This is a genomic window from Blautia sp. AM23-13AC, from assembly GCF_003435675.1.
Taxonomy (GTDB): Bacteria; Bacillota; Clostridia; order Lachnospirales; family Lachnospiraceae; genus Fusicatenibacter; species Fusicatenibacter saccharivorans.
The window spans coordinates 107,733-132,439 of sequence record NZ_QTUL01000007.1 but is presented as its reverse complement, the minus strand read 5'-3'; the positions used below and the strand labels follow the sequence as shown (position 1 = coordinate 132,439).

Below are 24,707 nucleotides of genomic sequence, written 5' to 3'. Positions count from 1 at the left end.
GTTACATGGCTTTGTGAAGCAGATCCAGAACGGTGCTCAGATCATTCACACCCATCTGACCCGGTGCGGATGCTTTCTTTGCCGCGCCGAAGGTCATGGAAGAGCCAAACACCTCACCGCAAAGACGGCTGATCACGCCGGTGCCTGCCATCGACATGGTGATGATCGGTCTGTCCGCATAATTGGTGGTCATTTCCTCTGTTGCTGCAAGCAGGGTCAGAACGTCTTTCTTATTCTGCGGCATAACAGCGATCTTCGGAATGTCTGCGTTCATATCCTGCATCTTGCGCAGTCTGTAGATGATGTCTGCTTTTGCAGGAGTTTTGAAGAAATCATGGTTAGAAGCAACAACCTTTACGCCTGCAGCGTGTGCGCCGTCGATGATTTTCTTTACGATCTCATCTCCGGTGAAGATCTCAACGTCGATCAGATCAACGTATCCGGTCTGTGCTGCCTTGATGTTCAGCTCAGCGTATGCTTCCGGCTCGATAGCTTTCTCGCCGCCCTCTTTGGAGGTACGGAACGTCATCAGAATCGGAATATTGCCGAGTGCTGCACGAAGGTCTTTTAATGCATCTTCTACCTGTGCGAAGTCGAATACGCCTTCAAACCAGTCTACACGCCACTCTACAACGTCAACCGGAATCGAATGGAAGGTTTTTGCTTCTTCGATGATATCGTTTTTGGTAACTCCTACGATCGGAACGATGATCTTCGGTGCACCGGCACCGATTTCAATATCACGAACTTTTACTGTATTCATGTGTTTTTCCTTCTTTCTTCAATATTAACCCTGACTTTTCTTTTGCAGGCTTTTCTTTTTCACGCCCGGATTACTTGGCTCTTCGTACTCCGCAATCCTTAATCTCATTTTAGTTGTCCTGCTGCGCAAGTTCAACCATTTTTTTATAGCGAATGTTTACAAACAGTCCAAGTGCAACGCCAACTGCGGTCAGAACGATGTTCATGGTCATAACGCCGGACGGCTGCATTTTAGATGCTGCGGTCAGGATGGTGTAGTTGCAAAGAGAAGATGCAATCATAACCAATGCGGTTACGGTTCCTTTGATTTTCGGGAACAGCATATTGCAAACGGAAGTTGCGATCTGAAGCAGTCCGCCTGCGCCTGCCCATCCGATAATGAAAGCACCGGCAATCATCAGCGGTTTGCTCTGTCCCATCAGGACAGCAATCATAGTTACAAGGCAAATGGCCGGGTAAACAACGATGAAACGAACATCTTTGATTTTTCTGGTCAGGAACGCTGTTACGATCAGTGCCAGCATGGTTCCTGCAGAATAATAGGTCTGCATGATGGACGGATCAGCCCAGCCTACATTCTCTTTTGCAAAGTTCTGTGCACAGTTCAGCCACAGCTGGAAGGTACCGGTGCAGGTGAATCCGATCAGGATCATGGCGATGGATTCGAAGGAGAAATGTGTATGTTTCAGACTGTCGATCAGGCCCTCTTTTTTGCCGGATGCTTTCTGGTCAGCGTCTGGCAGCGGGAACAGGAATACCAGTACAAAAAGTACGATATAAGCGATTCCGCATCCGTAGAATAACGGATTGTAGGAGGTAAGGCCTGCTGCTGTAGAAGTAACAGCTACACCAAGAACAAATGGAAGCAGCATCTGAGCGATTGCGATGAAGAATTTGATTCCCATGGTAGCAACGCCAGGAGCTTTGTAAATAATCTCGGATACTGCCGGATAAATACCGGTATCCAGGAAGGAGTTTGCGATACCGCCGATGATGGCGCATACGTAAGCGATGGTGTAACCGCCGTGTGTTCCTGCATGAAATGCAAGAGCAAGGCCGATCAGGTAAATTGCATAGGAAGCACTTCCGATTGCAGTGGAAATGCGGCGTCCGAGTTTGTCGGACAGAGGACCTGCAAATGGCAGTGCGATCAGACGGCCAAGACCGAGTGCTGCGGAAATTGCGGTAATTGCCATTGCTTCCACTCCCCAAGCTGCTGCCAGAGCCTCTTTGATGACTGCCTGGCCCAGGATGGAGCATCCAACACCGTGGATAAAGTAGTTCAAGTACAGAATTAATGCACTTGGCAGGTATTTCTTGTTCATGGTTTCTCTCCTTTTTAAATAGATTATGTTGAGGTCAAATTGTTTTTGCCTCTGTTCGATTCATCCTTTTGTTTTGTCACAAACAACGGATTACCAGTTTCGTGAATGTTAAAAAAATAACATTTGTCTTTATTTTAGCAGTGAAAGCGTGTACGGTCTAATGCTTTTAAAGGAAAAAACCAATGCATTGAATGCATTGATGTGGTATACTTGAGTCATGATAATAAGAGGAAGCAAAGACTTTCTTACGGAACCATTTTTTCAGGAGGAAAAACCACATGACACTGAATCAGATTCTCTATTTCCGAAAGGTTGCCCGGCTGGAAAATTATCACCAGGCAGCGGAGGAGCTTTATATTTCCCAGCCATCCCTGAGCCGTTCCATGGCCGCCCTTGAAAGCGAGCTTGGGATCACACTGTTTGAAAAGAAAGGGCGCGGTGTTGTCCTTACCAATGCCGGCCGCCTTTTTCTGGAGCATGCAGACCGGATCGCAGGTGACTGTGATATTGCGACAGGTAAAATGAAAGAGCTCGCCTCCGGTGGCGGTAAAATCAACATCGGTTATATTTTTCCACTTGCAGGACATTATATTCCGCACAATGTCCGCACCTTTCTGGACAAAGAAGAAAACAAAAACGTTGCCTTTAGCTTCTGGCAGAACCATACCCCGGCCATTGCACAGAAGGTGAAATCCGGCGAACTCGATCTTGGGTTTGGCGGCTTTTTAAAGCGCGACGACATGGAGTTTTTTCCGTTGATCCAGCAGCCGCTTGTCATCGTATCCCCGGAACATCATCCGCTTGCCGATGAACCGGAGGTTCCGCTTGTAATGCTTACCCGTTATCCGGTGATCGGCTACGACCGCGCATCCTGGATGGGGGCCTACACTGGTCATCTCTACCGAAAATATCAGCTTCATCCGAATATTATCATGGAATGCCCGGATGAATATTCGATTGCGGCATTGGTGCGCGAAAATTTCGGTATCGCGCTTATGCCGCGAACCGATATTCTGGAACAGGCAGACGGCATCCGTATCCATACGCTGAAAGGTCTCGAGATTTATCATCAGACCTTTATGTTCTGGATGAAGAACCGCTACCGGCTTCCGGCTGTCGAACGGTTTACCGAATATATGAAACAGCACGCTGACATTATTGAAGAGGCCGGAAATGATAGCGAAAACGTATCGAAAGTTTATCTGAAAGATATTGTTAATTTTTAGTCGAAAGCGTTATGATGGATTTGTCACAAACAGAGGATTACCGCTCATGTAATGAATAAGGAGAATTTTTCATGAAGAGTGCTTACCCAAAAATTTTTGAACCAATTACCATCAAACGAACAACGATTAAAAACCGTATTGCAATGACCCCGATGGGAACCAACTACGGTGAGACAAGCGGTGAAATGAGTAACCGTCATATGAACTACTACTCTCTCCGCGCAAAAGGCGGCGTTGGTCTTATTATTCTGGAGAACGCCAACATCGAGTACCCGGTCGGTTCCAACGGAACCAGCCAGATCCGTATCGACCACGACAGCTTTATGCCGCGCTACTATCAGTTAGTCGAAAACCTTCATAAAAACGGTGCTACCGTAGCGATCCAGATCAACCACGCCGGAGCTTCCGCATCTTCCGCAAGAACCGGTATGGAAACCGTTTCTTCTTCCAACATCCCGACAAAAGCCGGCGGAGAAACCCCTCGTCCGATGACAAAAGAAGAAATCATGACAACCGTAAAAAAATACGGCGAGGCCGCAAAACGTGTGCAGGCCATCGGTTTCGATGCCATCGAGATCCACTGCGGCCATTCCTACCTGATGAGCCAGTTCATCTCCCCGTATTACAATAAGAGAACAGACGAGTTCGGCGGTTCTGTAGAAAACCGTCTGCGTTTCCCGCGTATGGTACTGGAAGAAGTACGGAAAAACGTTGGACCGTGGTTCCCGATCATCGTTCGTATCTCTGCCGAGGAGCGTGTTCCGGGTGGAAATACGCTGGAAGATACGCTCGAGTACCTGGAGTACCTGGATGAGTTCGTAGATATGTACGACGTATCCTGCGGTCTGAACCCATCTCTTCAGTATCAGATCGACTCCAACTTCCTGCCAGATGGATGGCGTTCCTACATGGCAAGAGCCGTAAAAGACAAATTCAAAAAACCGGTCATCAACGCTGGTAACTACCGTGATCCGAAGGTCGTTGAAAAAGTTCTCGAAAGCGGCGATGTAGATATCGTCGGCATGGGACGCGGCCTGATCGCTGAGCCGAACTGGGTAAAGAAGGTGGAAAACGGCGAGGAAGATATCCTTAGAAAATGCATCTCCTGTAACGTCGGATGTGCCGGAAATCGTATCGGTGTCAACCGCCCGATCCGCTGTACCGTAAACCCGGCTGTTCCGGAAGGCGATGTTTACAAAGCACTGAAAGTGAACAAAAACTGTAACGTTGTTGTTGTCGGCGCCGGTACTGCCGGTATGGAAGCAGCCTGCACCGCAGCAGAAGTCGGATGCAACGTTTTCGTACTCGAGAAAAACGACCACATCGGCGGTCTTTCCACTTTCATCTCCGATCTTCCAAGCAAGAGCCGTATGAAAGACTTCCCGAAATACCTTGAGGCAAGAGCCGCCAGACTGAAAAACCTGTATATTTTCCTCAACACCGAAGCTACGGTGGATAAGATCAAACAGTTCAAACCGGACATCATTGTAAACTCCACCGGTTCCGTTCCGCTTGTTCCGCCGATCAAAGGCCTGAAAGAGAACATCGATGCCGGAAACGTAAATACCATCTTTGGTATGATCAACAATGTAAACGCCGGAAAATATCCGGAAGAAGCCTGTCAGGGCAAGAAAGTCGTTGTAGTCGGCGGCGGTTCCGTAGGACTTGACGTTATTGAATACTTTGCACCGAGAGGCGCCGAGTGTACCATCATCGATATGCTGCCGCAGATCGGTATGCTTGCAGACCCGATCACCAAATGCTCCATGCGTGAGACACACGACAAATACGGTGTAAAAGAATATGTCAACACTGCTCTTCAGGAAGTAAAAGAGAATGCATTCACCGTAAAACTTCCAGACGGAACCATTCAGGATCTTGAATTCGATTACGGATTCAACTGCCTTGGAATGCGCTCCAACAACCCGGTTCTGCCGGAGATCCAGGAAGCATTCGCTGATACCAATACTTATGTATACACCATCGGCGATTCCGTACGTGCACGCCGTATCATGGAAGGTACCATGGAAGGCCGCGCGATCCTGAATGTACTGGAGTCCCAGGGATACCTGCATCTGGAGCCGCTTGAGTAAGTATCGACTTTAAGCAGCCCGACAAAAAACTGTATATCATCTGCTGCGCTGCCTCTTTTTCAAACCGAAACAGCGCAGCATGAAAAAAGAAAAGAGGAAAATATCATGCCAAATATTACAGGACATACCGAATTAGTTGGATTAATGGCTTACCCGATCCGTCACACCCAGTCTCCGACAACCCACAACCTTGCATACGACAAAAACGGAGATGACGTCATTCAGCTTGCTTTCGAAGTTGATAACGATTCTTTAAAAGATGCTGTGCAGAGTATCCGCGCGCTGAAAATGCTCGGTTCCAATATTTCCATGCCAAACAAAACTGTTGTCCACAAATATCTGGACGAGGTAGATGAAGCAGCTAAGTTATGCGGCGCTATCAACACCGTAGTCAACCTCCGCGACGAAAACGGTCAGGTAACCGGCAAACTGAAAGGCTACAACACCGATGGTATGGGATACTGGCAGGCACTGACCGAAGAAGGCATCGGTTTCAAGGGAATGAAGATGGTCCTGATCGGAACCGGCGGTGCTGCTACTGCAATTGCAGTGCGCGGTGCTCTGGATGGCGTTGCAGAAATTGAAATCTTCAACATCAAAGACAAATTCTACAGCCGTGGAGAGGAAATTGTTGATCTGATCAATAAGAACACCAACTGCAAGGCTACCATGAACGATCTGGCAGACAAAGACCTCCTGAAAGAAAAAATGCACGCAGCTGACCTGTTCTGCGATGCTACCGGCGTAGGAATGCATCCACTCGAAGACCTTTCCAACATTCCTGATCCTTCCTTCTTTAAAAAAGATCTCATCGTAACGGATACCGTTTACGCTCCGCGCGAAACCGTTATGATGAAACAGGCAAAAGAAGCAGGATGTGAAAAAGTATTCAACGGCATGGGCATGATGCTGTTCCAGGCACTCATCGCAATCAAGCTGTACACCGGAAAAGATACTCCGGTTGACTACATGAAAGAGAAACTTGGAATCTGATTTCCGGGCGAATCTTTTCCATCTTAAACCTTAATCAAAAACCAACACGAAAAGAGGAAATGAACTTTGCGTCATTTCCTCTTTTTTTCTTGCTTTCTTTCGGCATCTGGAGTATAATTCACTTCATATAGTAGCAGTTTAAAGTGCTACAGCACGATTTATCATCATGCTGAAATACGAGGAGAGAGAGGATTTCAAATTATGTCAAAACACATCACAGGACACACCGGATTATTATGCTTACTCGGAAGCCCGGTTGCACACAGTGTTTCTCCAGAAATGCACAACGAAGCATGCGACCAGCTCGGCCTTGATTATAGCTACCTTGCCTTTGATGTACCGGAAGACAAAATGCCGCAGGCAGTCGAAGGACTCCGCACCATGGGTGCAAGAGGCTGGAACATCACCATGCCTGGCAAAAATATCATGTGCAAATTGGCAGACAAGGTTTCTCCTGCTTCGGAGATCTCCGGCGCATGTAATACCATCGTCAACGACAACGGCGTTCTCACCGCTTACACCACCGACGGTGTCGGCTTCATGAGAGCAGTTGCAGAAAACGGCGTAGACATCATCGGCAAAAAGATGACTCTGCTCGGTGCCGGCGGCGCTGCTACTGCAATCCTGGTACAGGCAGCCCTCGACGGCGTAGCTGAGATCAATGTATTCAACGTCAGAGACAATTTCTTCGGAAGAGCCGAGGAAATCGTTGCAAAACTCAATGAGCGTACTTCCTGCAGGGTTACCCTGCACGACTTCTCCGATCCGGAAGTCCTTCGCGCATCCATCGCAGACAGCGCCATTCTTGTCAATGGAACTTCCGTCGGAATGGCTCCAAAAACCGAGAACACCATCATCACCGACACAACGATGTTCCACAAAGACCTCTTCGTTTTCGATGTGATCTACAATCCGCAGGAAACCCGCCTGCTGCGTGAGGCAAAAGAGGCTGGATGCAAGACCGGAAACGGTATGTACATGCTGTTATACCAGGGAGCTGCTTCCTTCAAACTGTGGACTGGCGAGGATATGCCGGTTGAGATCATCAAAGAGAAATACTTCTCCGGAAAATAAGAAGAACTCCTGCTTTGCCGAATTTTCCGCCTGCGGCGGGTCGCTTCGGCGACACGCGCAAAAAGCGACACGAACAAGAAACGGCAAAAGGCTTCTGCCACGGATTTTTATCCGCTGGCAGAAGCCTTTTTTATAATCTTTTTTATGATCTTTTTTTGATCAGCCCGCTTTCTGTACTTCATCAAGCTGTGCTGTATACAGTTTATAATAATGGCCTTTCTTTGCCATCAGCTCATCATGTGTTCCGCTCTCCATAATACCGCCGTTATCGATATACATAATCTTATCGCAGTTGCGGATCGTAGACAGACGATGCGCAATGATAAATGAGGTTCTGCCCTTCAGCATGGCATTGAGTCCCGTCTGCAGTGCTTTTTCGGTCTGTACGTCAATGCTTGAGGTCGCCTCATCGAGAATCAGAATGGCCGGATCGGAAAGCAGGGTACGCGCAAACGAAATGAGCTGCTTTTGTCCCTGGCTCAGCATGGAACCACGCTCCCTTACCTCCGTCTGATAGCGATCCGGCATTTTGCTGATAAACTCGTCCGCACAGACAGTTCTGCTCGCCTTCACAATCTCCTCATGCGTTGCGTCAAGCTTTCCGTAACGGATATTATCCTCAATATCTCCCGAGAAAATAAAGCTGTCCTGCATCATAATACCCATCTGCTCACGCAGGGAATGAATGGTCACCTGCGAGATATCCTGTCCATCGATCAGGACGCGACCGCCATTGACATTGTAAAACCGTGAAATCAGATTGACAATCGTACTCTTTCCGGCTCCGGTCGGTCCGACAAGCGCCACACTCTCACCCGGTTTTACCGTAAACGAAACATCGTTTAAGATCTGTTTTGACGCATCGTACGAGAAATTTACGTGATCGAAGGTCACCTCACCGCGGATTTTTGGCATTTCAACGGCATCTTTTGCATCCTTTACCGTCACCGGCTCATCCATCGTCTCAAAGATACGTTCCAGATACGCAATGTTGTTGATAAAGTTATTGAAGATGTTTCCAAGGTTCATGATCGGCTGCCAGAAATACGATGCATAGCTCGAAATCGCTACAATCGTACCAACCGACTTATTTCCCTGCCCGAAAAGGATCAGACCGGACAGAAAAATGGCAGCACGCACGCAGACGGAAATTGAATCGATACCCGGCCATACCAGGTTGGAATAGCGAACTGCTGTATTCCATGTTCTGCGGCAATCCTTGGAAAGATCTTTGAAAATCTCCGCATTCTCATCCTCTCGTGCAAAGATCTGCGTAATGCGGGCTCCGACAATATTCTCCTGCAGATAGGCATTCAGGTTTGAGTTCTTGTTCGAAACTGCCTGCCATGCACGTCTCTGTTTATTCTTGATCCAGACCATGAAAACGCACAGCACCGGCACGCCGCAGAGCACGACAAATGCCATCTGCACATCAACCAGAAACATGAAAATCACGATAAACAGAAGGTTGAAGCTCTCCAGAACGATGTTGATCAGACCATTTGACAGCATATCCGATACCGAGTTGACGTAGTTGACAACCCGAATCAGGATCTTGCCGTGCGGGCGGTCATCGTAATACTGGAACGGCAGCTCCTGCAGATGTGCAAACAAATCTTTTCGGATATCATAGATGATACTCTGACTGACATCCACCATAATGCGGCTTCGGATTGTTGTGAAGATCACGCTCACCAGATAGATGCCGACCAGCATTCCCACAAGAGAAAATAAAAGCCTCTCGTTTTTCTCCGGAATTGCAAGGTCCAGCGCCCGCTGGATAATCATCGGCGCCACATAGCCGGACGCACCGCCGATGCCACTCAAAAGGATCGCAAAAACCATCCGTTTTGCATATTTTTTGATATAGGATGAAGCTCTGAGCAGATGCTTGATGTCAAACGGCTCTTCGAGCACTTCATCCTGCTTGTATGTATTTTTTGCCATTGCTTCCCCTCCTACAGTTCATCCACACCAGTCTGCAGCTTCACCAGTTCATAATAGTAACCCTTCTTCTCCATCAGTTCCTCATGTGTTCCCATTTCTTCAATATAGCCATTTTGCAGAACAATAATCTTGTCCGCTGTTTTCGTTGTCGAAATTCGCTGTGCAATCACAATCTTGGTACATGGAAAATCAAGCTCCCGTAAGGACTGCTGAATCTGTTTCTCTGTTTCCATATCAACCGCCGATGTTGTATCGTCAAGAATCAGAACCGATGGACGGATCGCCAGTGCTCTTGCCAGAGAAATTCTCTGCTTCTGGCCTCCGGAAAGACCAACACCGCGCTCTCCGACCAGGGTATCGTAGCCCTCCGGCATCTTTGAAATGAAATCTGCCGCAGCGGAATACCTTGCAAACTTGACAACCTCGTTCATCTTGATCGAATCATCGCCGTAGGCAATGTTTCCCTCGATCGTGTCAGAATACAGCAGAACATCCTGCGTGGCAAGTCCGATCTGTTTTCGGAGATCATACAGCTTCAGCTGTTCTACAGGAATTCCGTCAATCCGGATCTGTCCTTCTGTCGGCTCATAAAACCGCGGGATCAGATTGATCAGCGATGTCTTGCCGCAGCCGGTCTCGCCCATGATCGCAACCGTCTCGTTCGGATGGGCCGTGAAGGAAATATTGTGCAGAACCGGCAAATCACCATCCTCGTATTGGAAGGAAACGTTATCAAACTCGATTTTGCCTTCAAACCGCTCCGGATGGGAAACGGCATTTTCTTCGTCCCTGATTTTCGGTTCGGAGTAATACAGCTCCATGACCTTTTTCGACGCTGCTGAGAACCGCTGAAATTCGTTCATGATATTTCCCATCTGACGCATCGGATTGGCGATTGCCCAGATGAGGCCTGAAAATGCCACATAGTCTCCCATAGTAAGCTGTCCTCTGATCATAAAAACACCGCCGACTGCGAGCAGGACAACCGGCATCAGGTTCGCAATACTCTCGACAATCGGGAAAAATTTCAGCCATACCATTCCGGTTGCCTTATTCGTCTCCGCATAGTCGGTATTGGCACGGTCGAATTTCTCGATTTCGTAATCTTCTCTTGCAAACGCTTTGACAACGCGGTTTCCGGAAATATTCTCCTGTGCGCATGTATTCATCTGTGCCAGTTTTTCACGCAGCGCCGCATGCATCGGGGCAACGCGGTTCCGGAACAGATAGATAATCCAGAATACAAACGGTGAAATCACAAGAACGCACAGTGCCAGCTTCCAGTTCGTATACAGGAAGAAAACGGCCGCTGCAGCAAACAGAGAAAATGACTCAACCACCATTCGTACAACCCATGCAACCATGTGACGCACCGCATCCAGGTCTCCTGTCTGCCGTGTCATCAGATCTCCTGTCCGATAGGTACTGTAAAACGTCATATCCTGACGCTGAAGCTTGTCGTACAGATAATTCCGCACCCGGTACAGAACACTCTGCGACACCGTCTCATAGATCATACAGCTGCCATAAACAACGATAACACGCAGGAACGTAAAGCCGACCATCGCAAACAGCAAGCGGTAAAGCAGGTCACGGTGTACCTGAAGATTTGTCGCCGCGTTCTCCCCCGTTAAAAACAGATCCACAATTTTTCCCGAAAAATAGGGAATCGTAAGCTGCAGAATATTGTACAAAACGGTTCCGAGAATACCGACAAAGTACAGCGCCCGTTTTCCCTCCATGTTTTCCCACAGCCACGCAATTTTGTTTTTCGGGAATTGTTTCGTGTTGCTTTTCATGTTTTCATATCCCCCCTTATCTTAGGAAATTGAGTTACCAAATTCAGCATTAATTTTCTTTCAAATGCTTTCGCCATTGTATCAATTTTCATTTGGATATGATATAATGCGACTGTACAAAAATAGAATGTTTCTATTTTTCCGAAACTGATATTCCCAGAAAAATACTGAATATTTTTTACCTGAAGGGGGACTTTTCCGTTGAAGAATCTTTTTGAATACAGTGACATCCTGCACTCGCCGATTGAAGCCTTTTCCTGCTGCTCCGACAGTTTTTCCATGCCGGTCAAATCCCACTGGCACTATTTTACGGAGGTTCTTTATCTGCAGGAAGGTTCTCTTCTCGTGAGCTGCAACGATTCCGTCTACCACATAAAACCGGGCTCTTTCATCCTGTTTCCTCCACAGACGGTCCACGCACTTGCCGCAGACCAGGATCGGCCATTCCGCTATTTCTGTATCAAATTCAACCTGAACCGCATCCAGCTCACCGGAAGCTACCTTCCGAACCTGAGCTTTGCTTTCCATAAAATCGCCACGATGACCTATCCTTCGCTTTTGTTTACGCAGGAAGATCTCTCAGAGCTGAATCTCCATGATTTTTTTGTAACCCTTGAGAGGGAGGCTCTTGAAAAGAAATACGGTTATGATGCCTATATCTATTCTCTCTTTTCCACACTGTTTCTCCGGCTTCTGCGTATCTGGCACTGCCAGGGAATCTGTTTCAATCCCGAATCGATTTCCGAGAGTGAGGAACAGAGTATGCAGGATATCCTCGTCTATCTCGACCGCCATTCCCAGGAAAACATCAATATCGAGGCACTGGCACATAAATACAACATGAGCTACTCCTATTTTGCCAAACTTTTTCTGAAGCATTACGGGCAGAGCTGTAAGCAGTATATCGAGTTTATCCGCCTGAACAAGGTTGAAAACCTGCTTCTTTTTACCGACTATGACCTGAACTATATTGCAGCCGAGACCGGCTTTGCGGACTGCAGTCATCTGATCCGCACCTTTAAAAAGCGGTACCAGATCACCCCGCGGCAATTCCGTCAAAAGCACCAGACCACGGTTTCCTCGTCTCTCCCGGCGAAGCTGGGATAATCTGAAAATGAAAAAACCCTGCAAAAAAGAGCGTTGCCATAAGAAAACATGAAAAAAACCAGTAAAATCAATGTTTTTTAGGGCAGCGGAAAACGGGGCAGGTCAAAACAACTGAATAATCAGACAGAAACAGGGTGTTGTCAAGCATGACAGCGCCCTTTTCTGTTCCCCGGCTAAGCCGCAGATTTTGAAAAAGTCTGCGGCTTTTCTTTTTGCCCAAACGCAGAAAGGAGGCGACGGCCTATGTACTTCACTTCCGGCAGCGACCGGGCCTTTGAACAGCCCAAGCCCCGGCCAGAGCAGCCGGACGAGGCGGCACCGGGATTGGAAAACTCGGTGTTGGAAAATCCAACATCGGATAATCCGACACCGGGAAACCCGACATTGGAAAATCCAATGCAATTAAATAAAGATATATCAAGTAAAGAAAAAACGACTACGGATGTATCAATTACCGATTCCATTCCTATCCTTTCCCGACCCTTCCCCTCGGAGGACGAAGCGGCACAGCCGCCGGAACGGAAAGGAACGGGAGCGAAATCACAGAGCGCCATAGAGATTTATCGTGAGATCATCATGGACAACATCGAGTACGAACACCTTTGCCAGCACGCCAAGGGCATTGACCGGGAAACGCTGGACGAGATCGTGGACTTGCTGGTGGAAACCGTGTGCAGCGTCCGCAAGACCATCCGTATTGCCGGGGACGATTACCCGGCAGAGCTGGTGAAATCCAAGTTTATGAAGCTGGACAGCTCTCACATCGAGTTTGCTATGACATAATCGGCAATTATCCAAAACGCCGGGCGCGGAGGTGTCAAAGCCTCTGCGTCCGGCGCTCTTTTTTCTTATGCCTGCCCCATTGGGAAGTTAGGCAGTTCTTCCAACAGTTTCAGAATAAGGTGCTGCTTCATATCTTCGTCAACGGCCAACTCGTCGATCATGGGGGTGTAGTGTTCGATCACTTTTTGTTTAGCCCATAGCTCACCGGCGACGGCGGCCCTGATGGTAGCTGTGTCCAGTAACATTTCCTGTTCGGCCATCGTGTCAACTCCTGTCGTTTTTTGTCTTATTCCAGCATACCACAGAACCGGCGGGAAAACCAGCGCCGGAAAGATTTTCCTACGCATTTCAAAGCCCGTTCCGACGGGTATTTGATAAATCATTCTGCCACCCCATCGACCACCGCCGAAAAGCCTTGATTTCCGTGGGCTTTTTGCCCCCTAAATGCGTAGACAGGAGGGGCTTTTGCTGGCTTTTGGTTTCATATTTCCAGTGTACCCAGCAATAGAAATGTGTTCTTCTAACATCTAATAATTCATATTTTATGCCTTGTATTCTCTCCTGAAAGGAAATATAATTAAATCTATTAGAGATAAAAAGTGTAGTACAATGCTGACATAAGGCAGGTGAACATAGAACAACATGAAAATTTTGATTGTTGAGGATGATTTAGAGATCAGCAAATTGCTGGCTGATTTTTTACAGGGAAATGGATATGAGGTGCTTTGTCAGTATGATGGGCTTCATGTGTTAGACTGCATACAAGAACATCAGATTGATCTTATTCTGCTTGATATAATGCTGCCTTATCGGAGTGGTGATACTATACTTGCGGATATTCGTAAATTCTCAACGGTTCCTGTCATAGTAATTTCAGCAAAGGAAACAACACAGAACAAGATTGATTTGTTGCGGCTTGGTGCGGATGATTACATTACAAAACCTTTCGATATGGAAGAAGTTCTCGCCAGAATTGAAAGCAACTTACGCCGGATTCAATTTCAAAACAGCACGCCGTCATCTTTGAAGTGCAATGATTTGGTTTTAGATTTAGACGGCAACAGAGCTATGCTACAAGGGGCGGAGTTACCTTTAACTGCGAAAGAATTTGCTATACTGGAATTGCTTATGAAATACCCGGACAAGATCTTCTCAAAGGCGAATTTGTTTCAAAGTGTTTGGAATACAGAGTATATCAGCGAGGACAACACCTTGAATGTCCATATTAGCAACTTGCGAAACAAGATGAAAGCCATTTGCCCGGATAAAGAGTTTATAGATACTGTGTGGGGCATTGGATACCGTTTGCATAAAGCCGAGGGGTAAGCTCTTGGCTTTATGCTTTTTTTATGGTTTCCAAATAGAAATTAAGAAATTCTTTATGATTTCCCCTTACACTAAAATGTAAAGGAGGATGACAACATGAGTTCTGTTATTTTGGAAGCACATGACTTAACAAAAGAATACCGGCACACAGTTGCCTTAGATCATATTGATTTGAAAATTGAAAAAGGGAAAATTTATGGCTTCATAGGCCAAAATGGAGCAGGAAAGACCACCTTTTTGAGATTGGTTACAGGATTAGCGTTTCCGACAAGCGGCACCTTATCGTTGTGGGGGAAAACCGTCGAAAAGGAATTGCAGGAACAGAGAAAGCGGATCGGTTGCATGATCGAAACACCTGCGCTTTTTCCGACAATGACCGCTTATCAAAATATGGAGATACAGCGTATCCAACGTGGTATCCCTGACAAAGCAGTTATCCAAAAAACTTTAGACATGGTAGGTCTGAAAGATACCGGGAAAAAAGCTGTCCGTAATTTTTCGCTGGGGATGCGACAGCGATTGGGTATTGCAATCGCACTATTAAATACACCAGAATTTCTTATTTTGGATGAACCGATCAATGGGCTTGATCCTGCTGGAATTGTGGAAATTCGTAATTTGCTAAAGTCCTTGAATAAGGAATACGGAATGACGATATTGGTATCCAGCCATATCTTAGAGGAACTGTATCAGACAGCATCAGAGTTTATTTTAATAGACAAAGGCAAAATTATCGAAGAAATATCAGATCGAGAACTAAATGATCGTTGCAAACGGCATATCGCAATAAAGGCAACTGATCCACAAAAAGCTCTGATCGTTTTGGAAGAAACGCTACACACAGATAGTTTTAAGCTGATGCCAGATGGCATAATTCGCCTATATGATTATCTCGATGATATGGAAAAAGTGGCTGCTGCTTTGTCAGATGCACATATTCTCGTTACAGGTCTTTCTGTGGCCGGTGATACATTAGAAGATTACTTTTTAAGCAAAATAGGAGGGACAGGAAATGTCAAATCTCCTAAAAGCTGAATTTTATAAGCTGTTCCATAGCTGGTATTTTTGGGGGATAGGATTGTTTAATCTCCTTTTAAGTAGTGTGTTGTTACTGGATAGCGTTGGGGAAACATCCAACCTTTTCTTTGCTTCGATATACAATATGCCAATCCTATATTTCCTCACAATCATCTTTTCTGCCCTGTTTGTTGGAAATGATTTTGGCAGAAGAACATTACAATCATATATCAATGCCGGACATCGACGCGGAAAGATACTATTTGCGAAGCTGGTAGTTCATCAAATCGCCTGCATGGTTATCCTGTCTTTTCCACTGTTGTTACATAGCATAATTGGTACGTTTGTCACTAAAGGAGCATTGGCAAGCATCGGCATAGTTGTAATGGTGATTGCTTCGCAATTTGCAATGTGCCTATTACCTTTTTTCTTTGCCTTCATTTTCCGTGATATAGGAAAGAGTATGGCTGTGCCGATGGTACTCTTTTTCTTAATGGTCTTTTTGATGAATGGAGATCAAGTGCAGCTTATCTCACAAATATTGCCTATGGGCCAGCTTCGGCTTATGGCATTGCAACAATCCAACATATCCGGCGGGCAATTCATGTTTTCAGATTTTTTATGGGTACTGGCATTATGCTTAGGTACTTATCTGTGGTTCCGACGCTCGGATTTGAAATAACAAGGAGGTGTGGGAATGAACAACTTACTGAAAATGGAAAAATATCAATTATCACATAATATCTTTTATTGGTGCGGTTTAATAGGGATATTTTTGATTGGTTTTTTTACCGCAGATACTTATGTCCCGGAAGCTATGGGGCCTATGGGTGGGGCTGCTACATCCCTCGCAGATATTTTTAATGGAATGGTTTACGATTCAACCTTTCTCCTGATTATTATATCCAGTATTTTAGCTCTGATTTTAGGACAGGAATTTTCCAGTCGGACGATTGATCTTGAGGTCAATGCAGGACATTCGAGAAAAACCATTTTCTTTGCTAAAGTAATCTCATACTTAATTGCATTTAATATCATGGCTCTTGTTTATCCTGTGGCTGGTTGTATAAGAGAAAGTGTCCGCTTTGGTATTACCGAAGCAGGCAACCTTTGTTATCAGGTCAGTAAGGCGATTTTATATTCTCTGCTTTTGAACAGTGCGACTTTTCTTATTGCAATCTGGATTGTTTTTTGGTTAAGAAGCTCTGCAAGAGCAATAGCTGTTACCGCTTTAGTCACTTTTGTTCTTAGCCTTTATCTTGGGTATGGAATGATGTTTGATCTTCCTGTTGCATTTTTGGCAACCTATCAGATACGGGAAGCGGTTTTTTCTGTGACCTATTTTTTGCCATGGGCCATTTTAGTTGGCGTTGTTTGGATAGTTGCTTTGATAACCTTTTCATGGATTAGCTTTCGCAAATGTGAACTCAAATAACAAGGAGGGAGGTGTCTGGAATAAAGCTGTTGTTAATTTTAGTTATCGCAGTCTTGATAGTAGTGCTTTTCAAATATGTGCAAATCAAAAGACAAATCCGTAACCTATCGAAACAAATGACCGATCTTACAACTGGAAAATCGGAAAAGATGCTGGACATCTCTCTTGTTGATAAAGATATAGAACAACTGGCCGCAGTATTAAACCAGTATAATGAAAAGCAAAGACAGTCCATTGCAAGCACATTACGGCACGAAATGTATTTGAAAGAGTCCATTGCTAATATTTCACATGACTTGCGTACCCCTCTGACGGTAATACTTGGCCATTTACAATTATTAAAAAAGGAGAATTTATCAGCAGGTCAAACACAGCGTATAGAAACCATTTATAATAAAGCAGAAAGAATGAAAGCGCTGATACAAACCTTTTACGATGTTTCTGTAATAGACGCAAAAGAAGTAACTCCTGTGCGTGAAGATTTCAACTTAACAAATTTGCTGATAAATCTTATCACAGAGAACGCCCCAGCATTGGAAGCAAAAGGCATATCTCCTGTAATTGGTCTGCCAGATCATTCCGTTTATCTCCATTCGGACTATGGTATGGTAGAACGTATTTTTCAAAATCTTATTATAAATGCTATTCGATATTCCTCTGGCTCGATTAAAATTGACCTGAAGCAAGGCAAAGAAAAGAGTGCTATTTTTATCATTGAAAATCCCATTGATAGTAAGGTGGAAATAGACCCAAACCGACTATTTGAAAGATTTTATACCGGGGACAAATCAAGGCATAATAGTGGTACAGGAGTGGGGCTTGCTGTGGTAAAACTATTAACTGACAAGCTCGGCGGCAATGTGTTCGCTAAAATTGAAAATGATACACTAACCATTTCATTGGAAATCAAATAAACAGTATTGTTTCAACTGCCGGGCGACGGCAAAGAAAAAAAGCCGTCGTACAACAGCCCTTTTGACACGCCCATAAAACCAGCGGCGGCTTTGAGAAATCAAGGCCGCCGCTTCTCTTTGCCCAGCGCAGGATCGGCGGCCCACGGAGGGAGCCGCCATGCTGATATACTGTCCCGTGACTATGAATTGGAACAGACTAACCTTACAAACCTTGTCGAATATCTTCGGCAAGAAGTCAAGGAACAGGAAAAGCAGAAAGTCAATGTCAGACAGTTTATTGCAGCGGTCAGGAAGTACACTGATATGCAGCAGCTTGATGCCTCTGTTCTCCGGGAGTTTGTGGAGAAAATTTATATCTCCGAGGTTTATACGCCGGACGAGAATGAGCCGCGCATCAAGGTCAGAGAAATCGAGATCGTCTATAACTTCATTGGTGCATTTGATTTTGAGGACGCAAGGGAGCAATCCCAAGCAGCCCAAAAAGAAAAGAAAACCGGCGTAGCCTAAACTACGCCGATTCTCTCACATAAATGTTTTCTTACGTCACCGCCCCTAAGCAGGGCTTTGTCTACAGTCTGAAATCTCCCGGAGTTTTTCCGGGAGATTTTTTTCACAGGACGCCTTTTCTGATCAGAAAATAACGCTTTTAGATATTGAGCAGATCACTGAATACTTTCAGTGCTCCGTCTGTCTCGTGAGCCAGAACGCGTTTTGCAAGGACTTTACCAAGCTGTACGCCTTCCTGGTCGAAGCTGTTTACGTTCCACAGGAATCCCTGGAACATGATCTTATTCTCGAAGTGTGCAAGCAGTGCTCCCAGCGTCTTCGGATTTACCTGATCTCCGATAATGATGCTGGACGGACGGCCGCCTTCGAAGTTTTTGTTTTTATTCTCATCTGCTTTACCGCAGGCAAATGCAACGATCTGAGCTGCTACGTTTGCGCAGAGTTTCTGCTGGCTGGTGCTGCCCTGGATGTCGACATCGGTCTCCATCTGGTTATTGCGGAAGCCTACAAACTGCAGCGGAACGATATCAGTTCCCTGATGCAGCAGCTGATAGAAGGAATGCTGTCCGTTGGTACCTGGCTCGCCGAAGAGAACCGGACCGGTCGGGTAATTGACCGGCTCGCCGAAGCGGTTGACCGATTTACCGTTGGACTCCATATCTACCTGCTGTAAGTGAGCCGGGAAACGGTTCAGTGCCTGGGAGTACGGAAGAACTGCAGTGCTTGGATAGCCAAGAACGTTTCTCTCGTAAACACCGATCAGCGCATCGAGCATCTCCGGGTTCTGTAATACGTCTTTGTTTGCAGAAAGTTTATCTTCTGCTGCAGCGCCCTCGAGGAATGCTGCGAATACTTCCGGTCCGAAAGCCAGGGACAGAACAGCGCCGCCGACTGCGGATGTGGAAGAATAACGGCCTCCGATGTAGTCATCCATGAAGAATGCTGCCAGATAGTCGTCGCTCTTTGCCAGCGGAGAAGTCTCACTGGTAACGGCGATCATATGCTTGGATGCATCCAGGCCTGCATTTTTCAGAGCGTCTTTTACGAAGGACTCATTGGTCAGAGTCTCCAGTGTGGTTCCGGATTTGGATACCAGAACGAAGATGGAATGTGCTACGTCGATCGAATTCAGAACAGCTGCTGCGTCATCCGGGTCAACGTTGCTGATGAATTTTGCTTCCATTTTGAAGCAGCCGTTTTTCTTTGCCCAGTTTTCCAGAGCCAGATACATCGCACGCGGGCCAAGGTCGCTTCCGCCGATACCGATCTGCACAACGGTGGTGAATTTTTCACCTGCTGCGTTGGTGATCTCACCTGCATGTACTTTGTTCGCGAACTCTGCGATGCGGTTCTGCTGCTCTACGTAGAAAGCACGTTTGTCTACGCCGTCTGCCGTAACGGTGTTTCCGAGCTGGCCGCGGGTCAGCTGATGAAGCACGAGACGGTTCTCTCCGGTGTTGATGACAGCACCGTTGTAAAGCTCCTCAAATTTTTCAGAAAGCTGTGCCTCTTCTGCCAGTTTTACGAGTGCGGCAAGGACATCCTCATTCACCTGTTTTGCTGCGTAGTTATACGCAAGTCCTTCTGCCATCGGAACGCTGTAAGATTTTACGCGCTCTGCTCCGTTTTCGCCGGACATCACCTCGGCAAGATTGACACGCTCCACTTTTTTCAACTCCTCAAAAGAAGCCAGTTTATCAAGATTGTTCCAGGTAACCATTGTTAAGTTCCTCCTGTTTTTTTATTTTGTCTCTCTATTCCGTCCGCGGAAACATTTTTATTCCCGCTATTATACCAATGAAACAGACTGCTTGCTAAAAACAGTCTGTTTCGTGATATTTTTTTATTTCGTATAGTTATAAGAAAGAGCTCTTGCGATCTCCCACTGATATTCCGGCAGAGTCTTTGTCATGGACAGTGCCTCATCGATATCGTAATCTACATACTCACCGTTCTTGTATGCAACAACGCGGTCTGTTTTGCCTTCCAGAAGAAGGTCAACTGCGTAAGCACCCATGATGGACGCATATACACGGTCTTTACATGTCGGGCTTCCTCCACGCTGCATATGTCCAAGGATCGTTGCACGGGTCTCGATGCCGGTTGCAGCTTCGATTCTGCGCGCCATGCTGGTGGAATGGCCGATGCCCTCAGCATTTACGATGATATGATGTTTTTTGCCTTTTCTACGGTTCTCGATGATGTTGTTGATGATCTTCTGCTCATCGTAATCGTATTTCTCCGGAAGAAGAATATCCTCTGCGCCGTTTGCGATACCGCACCACAGAGCGATATATCCGGCATTACGTCCCATAACCTCGATGATCGAGCATCTCTCATGGGAAGTGGAAGTATCTCTTACTTTATCAATGGCTTCCATTGCAGTGTTTACCGCGGTATCAAAACCGATGGTATATTCTGTGCAGGCGATATCCAGGTCGATGGTTCCCGGTACACCTACGGTGTTAATTCCAAGAGCTGCCAGTTTCTGCGCTCCTGCAAAAGATCCGTCTCCGCCGATAACTACCAGTCCGTCGATGCCGTGTTTTCTGCAGACATCTGCAGCACGTTTCTGGCCTTCCGGTGTACGCATCTCTGCGCAGCGGGCGGTATAAAGGATGGTACCTCCGCGCTCGATGGTGTCGGATACATCGCGGGCTGTCATGTCGATGATTTCTTCGTTCATCAGTCCGTCGTAGCCTTTCAGGATACCTTTCATCTGAACGCCCTTCTGCAGACCTCTTCTTACGGCTGCACGGATCGCTGCGTTCATACCTGGTGCATCACCACCGCTGGTAAGCACTCCGATTGTCTTTACCTTGTTAGTCGTTGCCATATGAATTCCTCCATCTCATCACACACATTAATAAACGAGTAGTTTTATTTATTAATCACACACAGTTTTATTTTAAAGCATTCAGGCCCTTTTTTCAATACTCTTTTCTACAACTTTCACGTTTCCGGTACCGAATTTTGCCTGAAGTGACGCCACCAGACGGGCATCTGCCTGCACATTGCGGCTCGGCGGCAGTTTTTTCATCGCTTTGATCGATTTGATGTAGAGAATCACGCTGTCCTTGCCGTCGGATTCATGCAGCATCTGGTACAGATCCGCCACTTCTCTCTCGTACGTTTCCTTGTCCGGGAACTGGATCCAGAGCTCTTTCGGGATGCCTGCAAACGGGAAAATTTTCTCGCAGATCAGCTTGCTCGGCTTATCATCCTCCGCGGAAACACGGCCCTGGATGAAGACACGCGCATCGGTCTGCATCATCGCTGCGTTTTTCTCGTAATCGCGCGGGAATACGACGATTTCCATACTGCCGACGAGGTCCTCGAGTGTGAGAAATGCCATTGTCTTGTTATTCTTTGTATATTTGATTTTTTTATCCGTGATAATGCCGCCGACAATCTCTTTCGCGCCGTCGGTGACGGATGGGAAACCCGTCTCCTCATCCGGCTGGAAGTCTGTCGTTACCGCGGAAATGTTCTTCCGCCAGCACTCTTCCTGCTCCTCGAGCGGATGACCGCTGACGTAGATGCCGAGCACCTCTTTTTCGAGCGCCAAAAGATCACTCTTTTCGTATTCTCCGACATCCGGGTACACCGTTTCATACGACCGTTTGGTCGTCTCGTCTACGAAGTCAAACAGACTCATCTGGCCGCTTAACGAATCTTTTTTCTCGCGCGCCACATCATCGAGCACATTGGCGTAGACGAACATGAGCTGCTTTCTCGTCACGCCGAAGCAGTCGAATGCGCCCGCCTTGATAAAGTTCTCGACGGTCCGCTTGTTGACTTCTTTTCCGCTCAGACGCTCCGCGAAATCCTTTAACGAGCGGAACGGTCCGTTTGCACTCCGCTCCTCCACGATCGCCTCCATGACCGGCTTTCCGATGCCTTTGACCGCCGCCATGCCATAGCGGATCGCCTGGCCGTCTACCGTGAATTTTCCTTCGCTTCGGTTGATGTCCGGCGGCAGAATGGAAATGCCCATCTGGCGGGAACTCAAGATATACTCTGCGACTTTTCCCGGGTTATCGATGCAGGAGGTCATCAGAGCCGCCATGAACTCAACCGGGTAATAGTATTTCAGCCATGCCGTCTGGTACGATACGAACGCGTACGCCGCCGCATGGGATTTGTTGAAGGCGTATTTCGCGAAGTCGATCATCTCGTCGTAGATCTTGTTCGCTGTCTTCTCATCAATGCCGTTTTTGATACAGCCCGGCACGCCCTCGGCCTCGTTTCCATAAACGAAATTCTGGCGCTCTTTTTCCATGACAGATGCCTTTTTCTTCGACATCGCACGGCGCACCAGATCGGCCCGTCCAAGCGAATAGCCCGCCAGTGCCTGTACGATCTGCATAACCTGTTCCTGGTAGACGATACAGCCGTACGTCGGCTCCAGAATCGGTTTTAAGAGCGGTGTATCGTACGTAACGGATTCCGGGTTGTTTTTTCCTTTGATGTACTGCGGAATAAAATCCATCGGGCCCGGACGGTACAGGGAAATTCCGGCGATGATGTCTTCAAGGCTCTGCGGTTTTAACTCCTTCATGAAGTTTTTCATTCCCGCACTCTCGAGCTGGAACACACCGACCGTTTTCGATGCGCCGATCATGCCGAGCACTTTCGGATCGTTGTAATCGATGTGAAGCAGATCAATTTTCTTATTGCTGTAACGCTCTGCGAGCTTTGTCGCATTCTGGATGACGGTCAGGGTCCGAAGCCCTAAGAAGTCCATTTTCAGAAGTCCCAGTTCCTCGAGCGTCGTCATCGTGAACTGCGTGACGATCGTTCCGTCGCTTCCTCGCGAGAGCGGCACAAATTCCACCAGCGGACGCGAGCCGATGACAACACCGGCGGCGTGCATCGACGTGTGGCGCGGCAGACCTTCAAGTCTCCGTGACATGTCGATCAGATGTGCAACCTCTTCATTGCCCTGGTACAGCTCCCGCAGCTCGTGGTTCATCTGCAGTGCCTTGTCGATCGTGATATTCAGCTCATTCGGAATCATCTTCGCAATCGAATCGACCTGTGCATACGGCATATCCAGCACACGGCCGACATCGCGAATGACACCGCGCGCCGCCAGTGTACCGAATGTGACGATCTGTACAACGCGGTCCTTGCCGTATTTTCTCGTTACATAGTCGATGACCTCCGGGCGGCGTTCGAAGCAGAAATCCACGTCGATATCAGGCATGGTAACTCGTTCCGGGTTCAGGAAACGCTCGAACAGGAGCTGGTACCGCATCGGATCCAGCTGTGTGATGCCAAGGGTGTAGGAAACAATACTTCCGGCCGCCGATCCTCGTCCCGGTCCGACCATGATGTCGTGGTCGCGCGCAAATTTGATGAAATCCCACACGATCAGGAAGTAATCGACGTAACCCATCGTTTTGATCGTATCAAGCTCGTATTTCAGCCGCGCTTTCAGTTCATCCGTCGCCGGGTGATACCGTTCCTCGAGGCCGTCGTAGCAGAGCTTATTTAAGTATTCCCAGGAAGTGTATCCTTCCGGCACATCGAATTTCGGAAGTTTTGTGACACCAAATTCAATCTCCACATTACACCGGTCTGCAATTTTCTGTGTATTTTCGATTGCCTGCGGTGCATAGGGGAAGAGCGATGCCATCTCCGCCTCGGATTTCACGAAATACTGGCCGCCCTCGTAGCGCATGCGGTCCTCATCCGTGATCTTCTTTCCGGTCTGCAGGCACAGAAGAATATCGTGGGAATCCGCATCTTCTGCGTACGTGTAGTGAATATCATTCGTCGCCACCAGCTCGATGCCGGTTTCTGCCGAGAGGCGCATCAGCTGCTGATTGACCATCCGCTGCTCCGAGATGCCGTGATCCTGCAGTTCCAGGAAGAAATTGCCTTTTCCGAAAATCTTCTCATACCGCAGTGCGGCCTCTTTTCCCATCTCGTACTGGTTCCGCACCATCGCACGCGCCACCTCACCTGCAAGGCAGGCGGAAAGCGCGATAATGCCCTCGTGATACTTTTCCAGAATCTCCATGTCGACACGCGGCTTATAGTAAAATCCATCGATAAAGCCCGCAGAAACAATCTTCATCAGATTGGAATAGCCCGTATTATTTTCCGCCAGCAGAACCAGATGGTAGTACCGGTCCTCTCCGCGGCTGGTTTCGCGGTCGAAACGGGAACCCGGCGCCACGTAAACCTCACAGCCGAGGATCGGCTTGATGCCCTGCGCGCGGGCTTCTTTATAAAAATCGATACAGCCGAACATGACGCCGTGATCGGTGATCGCGGCGCTGTTCATGCCAAGCTCCTTGACTCTGGCAACGTACTCTTTGATCTTGTTCGATCCGTCCAGAAGGCTGTATTCGGTATGTACATGTAAATGCGTAAAACTCATCGTTTTCT

Annotated in this window: 19 protein-coding genes and 1 pseudogene; 12 read left to right on the top strand and 8 right to left on the bottom strand. The window is 47.2% G+C overall.

The window, feature by feature from the left end:
• Nucleotide 1: 1 nt before the first annotated feature.
• Together aroD and DW642_RS09835 are read right to left on the bottom strand one after the other, a co-directional pair.
• A complete protein-coding gene (aroD, locus tag DW642_RS09840) occupies nucleotides 2-763 on the bottom strand; it encodes a type I 3-dehydroquinate dehydratase (protein WP_055226275.1) in 762 nt (253 codons plus the stop codon).
• Nucleotides 764-872: 109 nt separating this feature from the next.
• Nucleotides 873-2,087 carry an MFS transporter gene (locus DW642_RS09835; RefSeq protein WP_117510065.1) on the bottom strand — a complete coding sequence of 405 codons (1,215 nt, stop codon included), beginning with the start codon at nucleotides 2,085-2,087 and terminating at the stop codon, nucleotides 873-875.
• Nucleotides 2,088-2,365: 278 nt separating this feature from the next.
• Here DW642_RS09835 and DW642_RS09830 point away from each other — a divergent pair, with 278 nt between their 5' ends.
• The 4 genes from DW642_RS09830 (at nucleotide 2,366) to aroE (ending at nucleotide 7,473) form a co-directional block, all read left to right on the top strand.
• The gene (locus tag DW642_RS09830; protein WP_117510064.1) at nucleotides 2,366-3,313 is read left to right on the top strand and encodes a LysR family transcriptional regulator; all 948 of its coding nucleotides are present in this window, start codon (nucleotides 2,366-2,368) and stop codon (nucleotides 3,311-3,313) included.
• Between the two features lie 71 nt (nucleotides 3,314-3,384).
• On the top strand, nucleotides 3,385-5,406 hold the full coding sequence (locus DW642_RS09825; protein ID WP_117510063.1) for an oxidoreductase: 2,022 nt from the start codon (nucleotides 3,385-3,387) through the stop codon (nucleotides 5,404-5,406).
• A gap of 102 nt (nucleotides 5,407-5,508) precedes the next feature.
• On the top strand, nucleotides 5,509-6,399 hold the full coding sequence (locus tag DW642_RS09820; protein ID WP_334294015.1) for a quinate/shikimate dehydrogenase: 891 nt from the start codon (nucleotides 5,509-5,511) through the stop codon (nucleotides 6,397-6,399).
• A 201-nt stretch (nucleotides 6,400-6,600) separates the two neighbouring features.
• Nucleotides 6,601-7,473, top strand: coding sequence for a shikimate dehydrogenase (gene aroE / locus DW642_RS09815; protein WP_117510061.1), 873 nt, complete (start codon nucleotides 6,601-6,603; stop codon nucleotides 7,471-7,473).
• Between the two features lie 159 nt (nucleotides 7,474-7,632).
• Here the strand turns inward: aroE and DW642_RS09810 are convergent, their stop codons facing one another.
• Both DW642_RS09810 and DW642_RS09805 read right to left on the bottom strand, forming a co-directional pair.
• A complete protein-coding gene (locus DW642_RS09810; RefSeq protein WP_055267792.1) occupies nucleotides 7,633-9,420 on the bottom strand; it encodes an ABC transporter ATP-binding protein in 1,788 nt (595 codons plus the stop codon).
• 11 nt (nucleotides 9,421-9,431) lie between these two features.
• Nucleotides 9,432-11,219: an ABC transporter ATP-binding protein gene (locus DW642_RS09805; protein WP_055267790.1), complete on the bottom strand. Its 1,788-nt coding sequence runs from the start codon at nucleotides 11,217-11,219 to the stop codon at nucleotides 9,432-9,434.
• Nucleotides 11,220-11,420: 201 nt separating this feature from the next.
• Between DW642_RS09805 and DW642_RS09800 the strand changes: the two genes are divergently transcribed.
• Together DW642_RS09800 and DW642_RS09795 are read left to right on the top strand one after the other, a co-directional pair.
• The gene (locus DW642_RS09800; protein WP_055267788.1) at nucleotides 11,421-12,326 is read left to right on the top strand and encodes an AraC family transcriptional regulator; all 906 of its coding nucleotides are present in this window, start codon (nucleotides 11,421-11,423) and stop codon (nucleotides 12,324-12,326) included.
• A gap of 273 nt (nucleotides 12,327-12,599) precedes the next feature.
• Nucleotides 12,600-13,103, top strand: a pseudogene (locus DW642_RS09795) (DUF6017 domain-containing protein); the annotation flags it as partial.
• Between the two features lie 71 nt (nucleotides 13,104-13,174).
• Here DW642_RS09795 and DW642_RS16790 read toward each other — a convergent pair.
• The gene (locus DW642_RS16790; protein WP_242998350.1) at nucleotides 13,175-13,492 is read right to left on the bottom strand and encodes a helix-turn-helix domain-containing protein; all 318 of its coding nucleotides are present in this window, start codon (nucleotides 13,490-13,492) and stop codon (nucleotides 13,175-13,177) included.
• Between the two features lie 259 nt (nucleotides 13,493-13,751).
• Between DW642_RS16790 and DW642_RS09785 the strand changes: the two genes are divergently transcribed.
• The 6 genes from DW642_RS09785 (at nucleotide 13,752) to DW642_RS09760 (ending at nucleotide 18,308) form a co-directional block, all read left to right on the top strand.
• Entirely contained in the window at nucleotides 13,752-14,435 is a 684-nt protein-coding gene (locus DW642_RS09785; protein ID WP_055267786.1) for a response regulator transcription factor, read from the top strand.
• Between the two features lie 96 nt (nucleotides 14,436-14,531).
• On the top strand, nucleotides 14,532-15,470 hold the full coding sequence (locus DW642_RS09780; protein ID WP_055267784.1) for an ABC transporter ATP-binding protein: 939 nt from the start codon (nucleotides 14,532-14,534) through the stop codon (nucleotides 15,468-15,470).
• Nucleotides 15,448-16,134 (top strand): ABC transporter permease, encoded by a 687-nt coding sequence (locus DW642_RS09775; RefSeq protein ID WP_117510060.1) that lies wholly within the window; start codon nucleotides 15,448-15,450, stop codon nucleotides 16,132-16,134. Before DW642_RS09780 ends, DW642_RS09775 begins: the two co-directional genes overlap by 23 nt.
• 15 nt (nucleotides 16,135-16,149) lie before the next feature.
• Nucleotides 16,150-16,887, top strand: coding sequence for an ABC transporter permease (locus tag DW642_RS09770; RefSeq protein WP_055267780.1), 738 nt, complete (start codon nucleotides 16,150-16,152; stop codon nucleotides 16,885-16,887).
• A gap of 11 nt (nucleotides 16,888-16,898) precedes the next feature.
• Complete coding sequence (locus DW642_RS09765; protein ID WP_055267777.1) at nucleotides 16,899-17,801, top strand: sensor histidine kinase; 903 nt, start codon at nucleotides 16,899-16,901, stop codon at nucleotides 17,799-17,801.
• 6 nt (nucleotides 17,802-17,807) lie between these two features.
• Nucleotides 17,808-18,308, top strand: coding sequence for a DUF4368 domain-containing protein (locus DW642_RS09760; protein WP_117510059.1), 501 nt, complete (start codon nucleotides 17,808-17,810; stop codon nucleotides 18,306-18,308).
• A 139-nt stretch (nucleotides 18,309-18,447) separates the two neighbouring features.
• On the opposite strand, the gene DW642_RS09755 is transcribed toward DW642_RS09760, so the two are convergent.
• The 3 genes from DW642_RS09755 to DW642_RS09745 form a co-directional block, all read right to left on the bottom strand.
• The gene (locus tag DW642_RS09755) at nucleotides 18,448-20,028 is read right to left on the bottom strand and encodes a glucose-6-phosphate isomerase (RefSeq protein WP_022462042.1); all 1,581 of its coding nucleotides are present in this window, start codon (nucleotides 20,026-20,028) and stop codon (nucleotides 18,448-18,450) included.
• A 123-nt stretch (nucleotides 20,029-20,151) separates the two neighbouring features.
• Nucleotides 20,152-21,144: a 6-phosphofructokinase gene (gene pfkA, locus DW642_RS09750; protein WP_022462041.1), complete on the bottom strand. Its 993-nt coding sequence runs from the start codon at nucleotides 21,142-21,144 to the stop codon at nucleotides 20,152-20,154.
• A gap of 81 nt (nucleotides 21,145-21,225) precedes the next feature.
• A complete protein-coding gene (locus DW642_RS09745; protein ID WP_022462040.1) occupies nucleotides 21,226-24,699 on the bottom strand; it encodes a DNA polymerase III subunit alpha in 3,474 nt (1,157 codons plus the stop codon).
• Nucleotides 24,700-24,707: the final 8 nt, after the last annotated feature.